Origin of the sequence: Mediterraneibacter sp. 210702-DFI.3.120 (assembly GCF_020561005.1) — a bacterium.
In the GTDB taxonomy this organism is placed as follows: Bacteria; Bacillota; Clostridia; order Lachnospirales; family Lachnospiraceae; genus Mediterraneibacter; species Mediterraneibacter faecis.
On the sequence record NZ_JAJCNG010000036.1, the window covers coordinates 1 to 13,729 of the forward strand.

Below are 13,729 nucleotides of genomic sequence, written 5' to 3' on the forward strand. Positions count from 1 at the left end.
ATTGGAATCAAATATCTTCTTTCAAAGGAAATCAAGAAAGTCATACGGGGGTATGGGAATGTCCAGATCTTTTCCCAATGATAGTTGAGACAACAGAAGAAAAGAAATGGGTTTTAACAGTAAGTGTTAATGATGGATCTCCAGCAGGTGGAACAGGAATGCAGTATTTTGTGGGAGAATTCAATGGTCAAAAATTTATAGCAGATTCAAACCAGGAGAAAGGTCTTTGGATAGATTATGGAAAAGATTTTTATGCTGGAGTTACGTGGAATCATGTACCTAAAGACAGAAGATTGATGATTGCATGGGCTGATAATTGGCAATACAGAGATTATCTTCCAACAAGTCCGTTCAAGGGTCAGATGTCTTGTGTCCGTGAATTGAAATTAGTGCAAAAAGAGAAAAAATATATTTTAAAGCAATTACCTGTTAAAGAAATGGAGTGTTTAAGAACAAATAAGCATGAAATGAAAAACATAAAGATGGGAGCGGATGAAGAGTGGACGCTGTGCGATAAGAAAGAAGTGCTAGAACTAGATATATCTTATCCGATTGAAAAGATTCATGCGCAAACGTTTGGAATTAAAATTTCAACAGGAAAAAATCGACAATTTGAAATTGTATTCTGTAAAGAAAAACAATGTTGTTTTGTTGATAGAACAACAGCAGGAGTAAATCCTCATGATAAATTTGCAGGAAAATATAAAGCACCTGTAGATTTTACACAGGAGTTTTTAACGATAAAACTTCTAATGGATGTTTCTCAGAGCGAATTATTTATTAATAACGGAGAGGTTGTTATGTCGAACTTACTTTTTCCGGAAGATTTTTATAAAGTTAAATTATTTGCAACAGGAGGAGATTTGGTAATTGAAAAAAGTATAATTTATGAGATGGATGAAATAATGAAGCACCCGTTGGACGAGGCCTGATTTGAAGGAAATTGTTTATAAAAACATTCATCTGAAGTTGTTTGTATCCTAATCTACAAACCCTCTTGCATATACAAAAGATGAAAGGGTAAAATACAGGGTGAGTCTTAATATTACACTTTTTCAAAATGACAAAGATCCAGTTCAACTTTCCGCAATTACAGCGGGAGGAAGCCAAGCTGTATTTTTCAAAATTAATACATGGGGGGAAGAAGCATTTCTCGATAAGTTAATCGAGTTGTTGGATTTTGCTAATTGATAACTTCACGTTTGTAGGGCCGATAAGCTGTTTACTTGAGTAGAAAAAAGAATTACAATCAATAACGCCGGTACGGGATTTTGATATCCAGTACCGGCGTTATTGGTTCGCAGGTGTTGGTGGTGAAGCTACCAAATATCTTATTTTTCTTCTTTGGAAAAAGTTTCATGGACAGTAAACGGTAAATAGGTTCTTTCCATTGTTAGTTGAATTCAAAGGGGTGCCTATAGAAGAAATAGCCAAGACTATGCATCATACCTGTAAAACGATACAAAGATATTTATCTCCAGATTATTCTGTTGAAGATGGACATTATAATGCTCGTATTCCAGGAAAGCTTGCACCATATGAAGCTGAAGTAATTAAGTTAAGAAGCGAAGGAATGACTTATCCCAATATTCATAAAATTATTACCGAAAAAGGTTATAAAGGTTCAGTTGCATCCTTAAGGATGTTCATTCAAAAAGAACGTATTCGAAATGAAGCACATTTAAGTCAACAAGAGACCTGCTCGGATTATCAATCGAAAGAATACATTCAGAGAAGATCTTTGATACAATTAATCTATAAGGGATTAAGTGATGTCAAGACAATTACCAAAACACAATATGAGCAAGTTCTTAAAACGTACCCAGTGATTACTGAATTATATGCTGCAATAAAAGAATTCTATGAAATACTATATTCAAGGCGCGACGAAAGATTAGAAACATGGCTTGAAAAAATAGAAAATTTTAACATACCTGAGCTACAGACCTATGTTAACGGCATAAGAATTGATATTAATGCGGTAAAAAACGGGATAAAATTAAAGTATAATAATGGACTTGCCGAAGGAAGTGTCAACAAAATTAAAGTAATTAAGAGAATTATGTACGGACGAAATAGTTTTGATTTATTAAAAGTAAAAGTGCTTTTACACGAGCACTTTCGCTGTGAATTCAACTAACAATGGAAAGAACCGGTAAATAGTAGGTACCACGATTTTTGCTAGTTTTCATGAGATAATTACTTTAAAAAATCTAAGGTTTTTTAGAGGGAGGATAATCTCATGAATAAAATAACTCATAAAGTCCGGTGTGAACAATGGACAAGTATCATCAAAGAATGTCTTGCTAGTGGAATGCCTAAAACGACCTGGTGTCGAGAACATGGCATTTCGGACAAATCCTTTTTTTACTGGCAACGAATTCTCCGAGAAGAAGCATACCTTACTACATTAGAGAGCACCTTAACGCCTGCTGTCAAGAGAATCCAACTCCAACAACTACAGATTTTATTGAAATCAAAATGACTGATCAAGCAAGTTCATCTACCAGTCCTTTTAAACCGGATGTTGTTATCCGAAGAGGCGCTGTTTCAATTGAAATATCAAATACAGCTACGGAAGAACTTCTAAACAAGGTTGGAGGTCTTCTCCATGCTTAATGATGCTGTTGGATTTGAAAAAATTTTTATTGCTACAGGGTATACAGACTTACGGCGTGGGATTGATGGTTTGGCATCTACTATTAAATTTCAGTTTGACTTGGATCCTTTTCAAAAGCATATCTTATTCTTGTTCTGCGGAAAACGCACCGATCGAATCAAAGGGCTCGTTTGGGAAGGCGATGGATTCTTGCTTCTTTATAAAAGATTGAACATCGGTGGCTTTAGCTGGCCGCGTACAAAAGAAGAAGCTATGGAAATTACACCAGAGCAGTTTCAAATGTTAATGCAAGGATTGTCCATTGTTGCAAAATATCCGATCAAAGAACTGAAGGATCCACCTAAAACCATGTAGTATTGTGCAATTCGTAGAAAAAATATTTTATTTAAAAAAATAGTTATTCACAACCAGAATCTTATGGAAACGATTCTTGTTATTAAAGATACATTTGATGCAAGCTGTCAAAGGGAGAAAGTCTCGACAGTGATATGAACGTGCAGGAGCCAGTGAATGTCATTTATCAGACTATTATTTCAGTTAAGTCATTGTGTTTTTCTTCCATTGTGATTTCTACTGATGCATTGGCATACATCATTTTAGGACATGAAGAGAAAAATACAATGACTTTTCTATCTGACTAAAAATGGTTAATTCTAAGCGGCTTTAGGTGGTCAATTTTCCCCGCCCCTGACAAAAGATTATTTTGTGTATATTCTATCTTGTTTTGTTTATGGTGCATACATATACTAAATGGTAAAATTAAAGTTAATTTAGATATCATTTGTGCCAAAGCGCACTTCAAGTTTATCAGGGCGTGAATAACTTTCTGTATATTCAACTAAATTACCATTTTCATCGTATCCTATGAATTCAATATAGTTGACGATAGAGGTGGCACTTGGAAGATGAAGGTGCTTTTGAAGTTTTTCGCCAGCTTCTACCATCATCATTGTCTCATTAAATTTTACAGGCAAATGATTTTTGGATTTCATATAATCATAAAGCGATATGTGCTCAAAATTGTAATTATCGATATCTGAAAAAAAATGAATAGGAACATAGGTAAACTCAATTGCAAGAGGTTCCTTGTTTCCAAGACGAATTCGATGAATACCATATATTTCATCTTCTTCAGAAAGTCCAAGTTTATCTGCAAAGTATTTTTTGTTTTTGATTATACCTGTGCCTAAGCATTTATTGGAAATTTCAATACCAAAGTTACGAACTAAAGATGTAAAGCTGGCATTTTTTGATTCATTTAGTACTCCTAAAGCAACTCGATTTTGTTCGGGTTTGCGGACAAAAGTTCCCTTTCCTTGAACGCGAATTAAGTAATGTTGGCTAATTAATTCGTCAAAGATGTCATGAATCAAATACCGACTTACACTATACATTGTTGCAAAATCCCGTTCGCTAGGAAGCAACTCCCCAGGAAGATATTCCTGTGTTTTAATTTTTGTAATGATACTAGATTTTATTTGTGCGGCTAATACATCATCATTGCTCATAAAACTACCTCCCTGATAAAACCAAAACGATCAATTAGCATATTATTTTCAAAAAAGACTGCAAGATGTCCTTGTTTATCATACATGAGCCCTTTGTATTTCATTAAAGGGCTATCAACAGGAATATTTAAAATTTGAGCAGTCTTTGTGTCTGCGTAAAGTAAGGTGACTTTTTGATTCGATTTTGCCAAGGTTATTTGACAATTGTTTGTAATCAAATCAATTGCAGGAGCAGAAGCAGCAATTTGTTGGGTGAGATCTGGATAGATATATTCAGGAATATAAGTTGTATTGATACAAATTAGTTGAGTATCGTCTGAATAAAGCCAAACAATTTTGTATATTTTCGATTTTTCAGGAAGTAACATTTCGCTTGCAAGATAGTTATCTGCTTCTATTTTTTTGAAATCATATAATTCGTAAGTTAATTGTCCGCTATCTTCCTCTGAATGTAAGGAAAAATTACGAATGGATTGTAAAATGCGTTTAGGCGCTACGTAATAACCACTTCGTGGTTTTGAGATAATTGTTTTATCTTGAAGTAACAGATCCAAGGCTCCACGAACAGTTAAGCGTTGTACATGAAACAGCTCTGCCAGCTTTCGTTCCGAAGGCAGTTTGTCACCTGGAAGATAGTGTTCTTCCTTTAGCATGTATTTGATTTCTTTTGATAATGCAACATCTAAAGTTAATAAATTTTTTTTCATAAGAACTCCTAATATTATAATTTACTTGTAAATTATAATCAAATTATACGTTGTCAGTTCTTAAAAAGCAAATGGAAAGGAAAAAAGAAATGAATAAATAAAAAATAAATATAAAAACTGGTATAGTAAACTTGAAATGCGTTTCATACCAGAATAAAAGAAATATATGCATTGTGTATAAAAAAAAGCATTTATATTTATAAAAATACAACAATATTCAATATTCTTTGCGTGAAATATTGAAAAAAATGAAAAAAGTGGTATATTAAATTTAAAAATAGTCACCAATATAAAAGAAGGGAAAGGGAAAACACTATGTTGAAATTTAATGAACAGAAACAGATTGAAAGTGTGAATGGAGCGCTTGCTCTGAGAAATCAAATTAATGAATTGATTGATGGGATTTGTAAAGAAGGATACAAGAATATTTGTTGGCTCGGTATCGGTGGAACATATGCATCTTGCCTCCAGGCAGAGGTTCATATGAAAGAAAAATCAAAACTTTCATTTTTTGTTGAAAACGCAGCAGAGTATTTGACAACTGGAAATAAATAAGTTGGAGAAGGAACTATTGTAATTATTTCGTCTGTTACAGGAACAACTTCTGAAATCGTAGATGGAGTAAAAAAAGCACAGAAGAGTGGAGCAAGGGTGATTGGTTTTATTGATGTTGCTACTGCAGAACTTGCAAAACTTGTAGACTATGTGATTACATATCCTGCCAATGAACAATTGAAATTTTATATGGTAGCAGATAGATTTATGTACAATGCAGGAGAATTTCCAGAATATGAGGATTTATACAAGGAGTTGGATCAGTATTTGGCAACTGCACTTGTGGAAGTTGAAAAGGAAGCAGATGCTTTCGGAGAAGAATTTGCAAATCGTCATAAGGACGACAAAATTCATTATTTTGTTGGGGCTGGGAACCAGTATGGTGCCACATATTCTTATGCAATGTGTTATTGGGAAGAACAGCATTGGATTCGTACAAAATCTATCCACAGTGCAGAATTTTTCCATGGAATGTTAGAAGTAATTGACAAAGATACACCAGTTACAGTATTTATTGGGGAAGATTCTCAGAGATCATTGAGCGAGCGCGTTGCAAACTTCTTGCCACGCATTTGTGGAAAATACAATATTATTGATACCAAGAAATTTGAATTAAAAGGAATTAGTCCAGAGTACAGAGGATATATATCACATTTAGTGATGCATGCGGTAACACAGAGAATTGATGTACATATGGAAAAAGTCAATTGTCATCCTATGGAAATCAGAAGATATTACAGATGTCTGGACTATTAAGGTGGCAAAATGGACAGAAAGATAAGAGTAGCAGCAATAGGAGATAATTGTATTGATTATTATGATTCATTGAATGAATCTTATCCAGGGGGAAACCCAGTGAATGTTGCTGTATACATAAAACGATTAGGTGGAGAAAGTTCTTATACAGGTGCTGTTGGAACTGATTCATTCGGAAAAATCATGATAAGTGCAATTCAAAATAAAGGAGTCGATACTTCTCATATTCAAGTGCTGGATGGAAAAACCGCAGTTACACATGTTGACATTGTAGATGGAGATAGAGTGTTTGGAAAATATGAAGAAGGTGTTTTGGCAGACTTTAAGCTAAGAGAACAAGACATTTCCTTTATAAAGAAACATGATTTAGCGGTTACAGGAATTTGGGGAATGATTGAAGATGAGCTTCCACTTATTTCGAAAGAAATTCCAGTTGCATTTGATTTTGCCAATAAATTTGCAAATCCAATTGTTGAGAAAGCGATTCCATATGTGACATATGCATTCTTCTCTTTTGACGAGGAATCACGCAATGAGTTTAGACAGAAATATCATAGCATGGGCTTAAAAGAAAAAGAAAATTGTACGGAACAATTAAAGGAATTCATGAAAGCAATGCAACAAAAAGGACCTAAAGTCATTATTGCAACATTGGGGAAAAATGGAAGCATTGGGTATGATGGAAATTCTTGGTATCGATTTGGAATCATAGAGTGTAAAGTTGTTGATACAATGGGTGCAGGCGACAGTTTTATTGCCGGATTTTTATATGGGATTTTGAATGGATTGAATGTTCAAGATTCGATGGAAGCAGGAGCTCAGAATAGTGCGGTAACAATAGGGTATAAAGGGGCATGGTAGAAGGAGAATATAACAAATGAGAAAAAAAATAGTGGCAATTTTATTGGCAGCTACGATGGCAATTGGTATTACAGCATGCGGAAATCAAAGTGAAAGCAATAAAGACGATAATACAATTACAGTATGGTGTTGGGACAAAACATTTAATATTTTTGCAATGGAAGAAGCTGCAAAAATTTATCAAGAAGATCATCAAGATGTGAAAATTGATATTGTCGAAGTTGGAGATGTAGATGTACAGTCTAGACTTACTACGGCTGGTATATCAGGAGATCTAAGCACATTGCCAGATGTTTTTTTGATGCTTGACCAGTCATTCCAAAAAAATGTAATATCTTATCCAGATATATTTACAGAAATTTCTGAAAAGAAAATTGATTTTTCAGAATTTGCTCCTGGTAAAACAGATTTTTCTGTTGTAGATGGAAAACACTATGGAGTGCCTTTTGACAATGGAGTAGCAATTGCTTGTTATCGTACAGATATTTTGCAAGAAGCTGGAATGACTTTAGAAGATTTTACAGATATTACTTGGGATGAGTGGATTGAAAAAGGCAAAGTAGTACTGGAAAAAACAGGAAAACCATTATTGACAACGACAGCAGGCGAATGTGATTTGCTTACGATGATGTTACAGTCTGCAGGAGCATCTTTGTTTAATGAAGATGGAACAACGAATATTGCAAAAAATGACACTTTAAAGAAGGTAATTGATACATATTGTAAAATGAAAGATTCAGGTGTGTTACAGGAAGTAAATAACTGGGATGAATACACTGGCTCAATGGTGAACAGTGAAGTTGCAGGTGTGATTAATGGGTGTTGGATTATGGGAACAATTCAGACAGCTGAGGATCAGTCAGGAAAATGGGCTATTACAAATATTCCAAAACTTACAAATGTAAAGGGTGCCACAAACTATTCAAATAATGGAGGTTCTTCCTGGGCAATCTCAGGGAATTGTGGAAACGTAGAGTTAGCAGAAGATTTTCTTGCGTCTACATTTGCTGGAAGTACAGAGTTATATGATAATATTCTCTCTTGTGGAGCAATTTCTACATGGACACCAGCAGGAGATTCTGATGCATATGCAGTACCGAATGAATTTTTCTCTGGTGATGCAGTGTTTGAAAAAATAGTTGACTATTCAACAAAAGTTCCTTCTATTATTACGGGGCCATATTTCAATGAAGCAAGAGACGCAATCTCTGTTGCGACAACAAATATTACAAATGGTGCAGATTTAGAGAAAGAGCTTAAAAAAACGGAAGATACTGTTAATTTTAATATGGGACAGTAAGAGAGATTCCTATCATACAAGGGGATGGAATGTAGAACCATCACCCTTATGGATAGAGAGGAGGAGTTTTTGTGTCTAACAAACTAAGAAAAATGACGTTGGAAAAAAAGCATAATTTAACAGGATGGGCTTTTTTGGCACCAGCAACATTTTTGATTGCGGTGTTTAGTTTTTGGCCAATGATCAAAGCGTTAGTTTTATCTTTTCAGACGGGGAAAGGTAGAAATATGCAGATGGCTGGATTTACAAATTACATCAGAATGTTTCAAGATGATGTATTTATTCAGTCAATAAAAAACACATTTTTTTATTTCATTCTTCAAGTGCCCATTATGCTTGTAGTAGCGTTGGTGTTAGCTTGTATTCTAAATAAAAAAGACTTACGGTTTAAAGGATTTTTCCGAACAATGATTTTTGTGCCGTGTACAACTTCATTGGTTGCGTATTCAATTATTTTTCGGTCTTTGTTTGCAAATAATGGATTAGTAAATTATGTTCTAGTGAATATTGGAATTTTGGATAAACCATATAATTTTTTGACACAACCATTTGCGGCAAAAATGGTTATCTTATTGGGTCTTTTGTGGAGATGGACAGGATATAATATGGTATTTTTCCTTTCTGGATTGCAAAACATTGAATATTCAGTATACGAAGCTGCAAAAATTGATGGAGCATCAGCAATACAGACATTTTTTAAGATTACTGTTCCATTATTAAAACCAACTATCTTGTTAACAGCAATAATGTCAACAAATGGAACATTACAGTTATTTGATGAATCAGTTAACTTGACCGATGGAGGTCCTGCGAATGCTTCAATCTCTATGTCACATTACATATATAATTTATGTTTTAAGTATGTGCCGAATTTTGGATATGCAGCAGCGATGTCCTTCTTCATATTACTGTTGGTTGCAGTATTAGCATTTATACAAATGAGGGTGGGTGATAAACGTGATTAAAAAAATGAAAAATATAGGAATGTATGCATTCTTGATTTTGGTTACTTTTATTTCAGTATTTCCTTTGTACTGGATGGTAAGTGCATCCACAAACAAAAGTGTGGATGTATCAAAAGGTGTATTATCGTTTGGCTCTCATTTGGGAGAAAACTTCAAAAATCTGCTGGCAAATCAAGATGTAGGGGCTGCATTGGTCAATTCATTTAAATATGCAATATTACTTACAATAGTTTCGATGGTGATATGTTCCTTGGCAGGATATGGATTTGAAATTTATCATGATAAAGCAAAAGATGCCGTGATGGATGTGATTCTTCTTGCAATGATGGTTCCATTTATTACGACATTGGTCCCATTGTTTCAGATGGTTGCAAAAATGAAAATGTTAAATAGTGCGTTGGGATTCATTTTACCAACGGTATCAACTCCATTTTTAATCATGATGTTTCGGCAGAGTGCAAGATCATTTCCTCTTGATATTATTGAAGCTGCCAGATTAGATGGACTTTCGGAAATTAGAATCTTCTTTCAGATGTTTATTCCTACAATGAAATCAACATATGCAGCGGCTATGACTATTACATTTATGAATGCTTGGAATAGTTATATGTGGCCGAAAGTAATCATGACAGAATCCAAGAGCATGACAATGCCAATGGTTGTAGCAAATCTGACAGAGGGATATGTAACAGACTATGGAATGCTTATGTTGGCAGTCTTAATATGTACATTGCCTACCGCCTTAGTATTCTTTATTTTACAGAAGAGTTTTGCAGAAGGTATTACTGGAGCTGTAAAATAATAAATGATATCTATAAAGAAAGGGATTAGAAATGGAATATAAAAAAATAAATATGCCAGGTCTTCTGCATGGTGGAGATTATAATCCTGAACAATGGTTAGATAGACCGGATATTCTTGAAGAGGATATCCGGTTAATGAAATTAGCGCATGTAAATAATGTTTCACTAGGAATATTTTCGTGGGCATTTTTAGAGCCAGAAGAAGGAAAATATCAGTTTGACTATTTAGAAGAAATTATTAACCGTTTATATGACAATGGCATCTATACAAATCTAGCTACACCAACAGGTGCAATGCCAAATTGGATGACTCAAAAATATCCTGAAGTAATGCAGACAGATGAAAACGGGATACAGAATTTACCAGGAAAAAGGCATAATTTTTGTTACACGTCTGCTGTTATGAGAGAAAAAACTAGAAAGTTGGATTTGAAATTATCAGAACGCTTTGGAAAACATCCAGGAGTAATTCTTTGGCATATATCAAACGAATACGGAGGAAATTTTAGGGATGCTTCTTGTCATTGCGAAGAATGTCAAAAAGCATTTCGGAAATGGTTGAAAAAAAAATACAAAACATTGGATGCATTGAATCATGCATGGTGGAGTGCGTTTTGGAGTCATACTTATACCGATTGGGAACAGATTCATTCACCTTCTCCGAGGGGAGAGGATGAATTACACGGTTTGAAATTGGACTGGAAAAGATTTGTGAGCGAACAGTTACAGGACTTTTGTAGAGAAGAGATTCGAGCTGTTAAAACATATTCGGATCTTCCAGTTACAACAAACATGATGATGTATTTTTCACCATTGAATTATGATAAATGGGCAGAGGAGTTGGATGTGATTTCTTGGGACTCTTATCCGAGTTGGCATACAAAAGAAGATGAAGTACCGATTGCTGTGTGGGCAGCCTTTATGCATAACCAGATGAGAGGATTTCAGAAGAAGCCATTTTTGATGATGGAATCAACACCATCACTTGTGAATTGGGATGAGGAAAATAATGTAAAAAGACCGGGGATGAATTACTTATCTTCAATGCAGGCAATTGCGTTAGGTTCGAATAGTGTTCTTTATTTTCAATGGAGAAAAAGCAGAGGATCGAGTGAAAAGTTTCATGGAGCGGTTGTTGGTCATGATGCGTCAGAAAAGAATAGAGTTTTTCAAGAAGTTGCTTGGATTGGCAAAGATCTAGAAAAGCTAAGCAGTCAAATACTAAGTACATGTAATAGGGCGAAGGTAGCTATTATTATGGATTGGGAAAATTGGTGGGCTCTTTCTGACGCACAAGCAATATCGAGAAAATTTGATTATACGGAAGAACTTTTAAAATATTATCGGGTTTTTTGGGAAAAAGGAATTGAAGTTGATATAATTTCCATGGATCGAGAGTTGTTAGATTATCAGCTTGTGGTTGCTCCGACCTTATACTTGCATAAAAAAGAGTATATTCATAAAGTAGAAGCATACGTGGAAGCAGGTGGAATATATGTAACAACTTATTGGAGTGGAGTAGTAAATGAAACAGATTTATGTTTTATTGGAGAGAGACCACATGAGAGATTGCTAGGATTATCAGTTGATGAGATTGATGTGGGGAATGAATATTTTCCAAATACTTTCTCCTATAAAGACGGTGTATATAAAGCCGGTGTGTTAAGAGAAGTTGTGACACTTCAAACTGCAAAGCCGTTGGGAACATACTTGCAAGATTACAATGTAAATACTCCAGCAATTACAGAAAATGCGTATGGCAAAGGAAAAGCTTACTATGTTGCTGTTCAACCAGATCTGGAATTTTTGAAAGAATTTTTGGGCGATGTAATTGAGGAAGCAAATGTGGAAGCAAATTTGACGGAAACATTACCTTATGGAGTTACTGTTTCAAAAAGAAGTGGAAAAGAACAGAAAGATGATGTATATTTTCTTCAGAATTTTAACAGACATCCTGTGAAGATGGTTTTGAATGAATGTTATACAAATTTGATTACTGATGAAATCCTTACAGGTTCAATAATACTGCAAACATATCAATGTATTGTGATGCAAAAGAAATAAGATTCCGTAATAGGGAGGAACTCACATTGAAATCAAAGGCAAAGACATTTATAATTGATATTTTACTTGATATTGTAGGTGGTTGTTTCATTGCGATTGGAGTCTATAATTTTGCAGTGGCATCTGGATTTCCGGTAGCAGGTATATCAGGTATTGCAATCGTGTTTTATTATTTTTGGAAAATTCCAATTGGTACAATGACGACAATTTTGAATATTCCAATTATTTTAATTTGTTACAAGTTGTTGGGAAAACAATTTTTTTTAAGATCAATAAAGACAATGTTAATTTCTAATATACTGATGGACTGGGTTGTTCCATTGTTTCCAATTTACCAAGGTGATATGATGTTATCTTGTATTTGTATGAGTGTATTCTCAGGAATCGGATATGCAATAATTTATATGAGAGATACCTCTACAGGTGGAGCAGATTTTGTTTTGATGGCAATACACAAGGCAAAGCCACATATTTCTATAGGAAAAATTATCATTGTTATGGATTTTATTATTGTAATTATTGGTGGAATTCTGATGCATGGAAACATTGATAAGATTATTTATGGATTAATTGGAACGTATATTCTATCATTTGTCGTAGATAAGCTAATGTATGGCATTGATGCTGGAAAACTTGCTTTGATTGTAACAGAAAAGGGACCACAAATTGCGGCAAAAATTGATGAGCTATCACAACGAGGGGCAACTTTGATTAAGGCAGAAGGAAGTTATACAGGACGTGAAAAAGAAGTATTAATGTGTGCATGTAACAATAAAGAAATGTATACGATTCAAGAAGCTGTAAAGAAAGTAGATTCATCAGCGTTTCTTGTTACAATGGAATCGAATGAAGTGCGTGGAAAAGGATTCAAGCCAATATAATATAAAAATTAAGAAGTTCTAGCATGGATCGGTATAAGATTGGATCCGGAACATTATCTTTGATTATGGAACGTTATCACGCGGGAGGAATTCCGATTGAAGAACTCCAGATGATGCCACCAAAAGAGGTGGAATTACTTTTTTATCCTCAGAAAAATATTAAAAAGAAGGATATTCCAGATTTCCAGTACTATTTATACAGGTCATAAGATGATATCTAAAAACAAGAAAACAAAGAAAGAACCAATATCATTAGGAAATGAAGAATAATACAACCAACCTTGTGCCCACTGGGCACGAAGTTGGCACAGTCACTACGGTGTCAGGAGAAATCCTGGCATCTTTTTTTCTGTCTTTTTACACTTCAAAAAATAATTTCAAAAAAGTTCTAAAATCATGTCCGATTTTGTGGCTCCCAATACAGACAGAGTACAAGGAAGGCAAATTGAAAATCCTCTGATTTCCAAAAATCACAAACGTAAAAGAGGTTCAGACAGTTCTTCCGATTGCACCTTGACAATTGAGGGAGCTGATACATCTTGAGGAACATGCTTACCGGAGATAATCCGGCTCGTGCAGGCGAAGACTCCTACGGGAAGAGCGAAGCAATAATGATATCACCGAAAGGTACAGGACCTCTGCTGAAACAGAGACTGATGTTGAAATCACAGATACGTTGTCAAAAGAAGTAAAAAGATATATTGATGAA

Annotated in this window: 17 protein-coding genes; 15 read left to right on the forward strand and 2 right to left on the reverse strand. The window is 34.6% G+C overall.

Annotated elements, in window-relative coordinates:
* The 5 genes from LI162_RS14300 to tnpB all read left to right on the forward strand — a co-directional run.
* On the forward strand, nt 1-932 hold a 932-nt coding region (locus LI162_RS14300; RefSeq protein WP_226901448.1), incomplete at its 5' end, for a glycoside hydrolase family 32 protein.
* A 100-nt stretch (nt 933-1,032) separates the two neighbouring features.
* Nucleotides 1,033-1,191: a DUF6054 family protein gene (locus LI162_RS14305; protein ID WP_172790488.1), complete on the forward strand. Its 159-nt coding sequence runs from the start codon at nt 1,033-1,035 to the stop codon at nt 1,189-1,191.
* 199 nt (nt 1,192-1,390) lie between these two features.
* Nucleotides 1,391-2,140 carry a transposase gene (locus tag LI162_RS14310; protein WP_178831963.1) on the forward strand — a complete coding sequence of 250 codons (750 nt, stop codon included), beginning with the start codon at nt 1,391-1,393 and terminating at the stop codon, nt 2,138-2,140.
* 174 nt (nt 2,141-2,314) lie between these two features.
* Nucleotides 2,315-2,485, forward strand: a complete 171-nt coding sequence (gene tnpA, locus LI162_RS15960; RefSeq protein ID WP_233447195.1) for an IS66 family insertion sequence element accessory protein TnpA — start codon at nt 2,315-2,317, stop codon at nt 2,483-2,485.
* 126 nt (nt 2,486-2,611) lie between these two features.
* Entirely contained in the window at nt 2,612-2,974 is a 363-nt protein-coding gene (tnpB, locus tag LI162_RS14320; protein WP_055158191.1) for an IS66 family insertion sequence element accessory protein TnpB, read from the forward strand.
* Between the two features lie 416 nt (nt 2,975-3,390).
* Here the strand turns inward: tnpB and LI162_RS14325 are convergent, their stop codons facing one another.
* A complete protein-coding gene (locus LI162_RS14325) occupies nt 3,391-4,128 on the reverse strand; it encodes a GntR family transcriptional regulator (RefSeq protein ID WP_055158193.1) in 738 nt (245 codons plus the stop codon).
* Nucleotides 4,125-4,835 (reverse strand): GntR family transcriptional regulator, encoded by a 711-nt coding sequence (locus LI162_RS14330; RefSeq protein ID WP_004614154.1) that lies wholly within the window; start codon nt 4,833-4,835, stop codon nt 4,125-4,127. The genes LI162_RS14325 and LI162_RS14330 overlap by 4 nt, the downstream gene beginning before the upstream one ends.
* A gap of 315 nt (nt 4,836-5,150) precedes the next feature.
* Between LI162_RS14330 and LI162_RS16100 the strand changes: the two genes are divergently transcribed.
* The 10 genes from LI162_RS16100 to LI162_RS14380 all read left to right on the forward strand — a co-directional run bounded on the left by LI162_RS16100 (nt 5,151) and on the right by LI162_RS14380 (nt 13,712).
* Entirely contained in the window at nt 5,151-5,390 is a 240-nt protein-coding gene (locus tag LI162_RS16100) for a hypothetical protein (RefSeq protein WP_330378688.1), read from the forward strand.
* A 96-nt stretch (nt 5,391-5,486) separates the two neighbouring features.
* Nucleotides 5,487-6,146: an SIS domain-containing protein gene (locus LI162_RS14335; RefSeq protein ID WP_330378689.1), complete on the forward strand. Its 660-nt coding sequence runs from the start codon at nt 5,487-5,489 to the stop codon at nt 6,144-6,146.
* Between the two features lie 9 nt (nt 6,147-6,155).
* On the forward strand, nt 6,156-7,007 hold the full coding sequence (locus tag LI162_RS14340; RefSeq protein WP_055158196.1) for a PfkB family carbohydrate kinase: 852 nt from the start codon (nt 6,156-6,158) through the stop codon (nt 7,005-7,007).
* Between the two features lie 16 nt (nt 7,008-7,023).
* Nucleotides 7,024-8,307, forward strand: coding sequence for an ABC transporter substrate-binding protein (locus LI162_RS14345; protein WP_055158198.1), 1,284 nt, complete (start codon nt 7,024-7,026; stop codon nt 8,305-8,307).
* Nucleotides 8,308-8,378: 71 nt separating this feature from the next.
* Nucleotides 8,379-9,272: a carbohydrate ABC transporter permease gene (locus tag LI162_RS14350; protein WP_044987901.1), complete on the forward strand. Its 894-nt coding sequence runs from the start codon at nt 8,379-8,381 to the stop codon at nt 9,270-9,272.
* Nucleotides 9,265-10,074 carry a carbohydrate ABC transporter permease gene (locus LI162_RS14355; protein WP_055146622.1) on the forward strand — a complete coding sequence of 270 codons (810 nt, stop codon included), beginning with the start codon at nt 9,265-9,267 and terminating at the stop codon, nt 10,072-10,074. Before LI162_RS14350 ends, LI162_RS14355 begins: the two co-directional genes overlap by 8 nt.
* Nucleotides 10,075-10,105: 31 nt before the next feature.
* Complete coding sequence (locus LI162_RS14360; protein ID WP_004614161.1) at nt 10,106-12,139, forward strand: beta-galactosidase; 2,034 nt, start codon at nt 10,106-10,108, stop codon at nt 12,137-12,139.
* On the forward strand, nt 12,115-13,020 hold the full coding sequence (locus LI162_RS14365) for a YitT family protein (protein WP_055146628.1): 906 nt from the start codon (nt 12,115-12,117) through the stop codon (nt 13,018-13,020). Before LI162_RS14360 ends, LI162_RS14365 begins: the two co-directional genes overlap by 25 nt.
* Nucleotides 13,021-13,043: 23 nt before the next feature.
* Nucleotides 13,044-13,229: a hypothetical protein gene (locus tag LI162_RS14370; RefSeq protein ID WP_055146631.1), complete on the forward strand. Its 186-nt coding sequence runs from the start codon at nt 13,044-13,046 to the stop codon at nt 13,227-13,229.
* 330 nt (nt 13,230-13,559) lie between these two features.
* Complete coding sequence (locus LI162_RS14380; protein ID WP_173021147.1) at nt 13,560-13,712, forward strand: hypothetical protein; 153 nt, start codon at nt 13,560-13,562, stop codon at nt 13,710-13,712.
* Nucleotides 13,713-13,729: the final 17 nt, after the last annotated feature.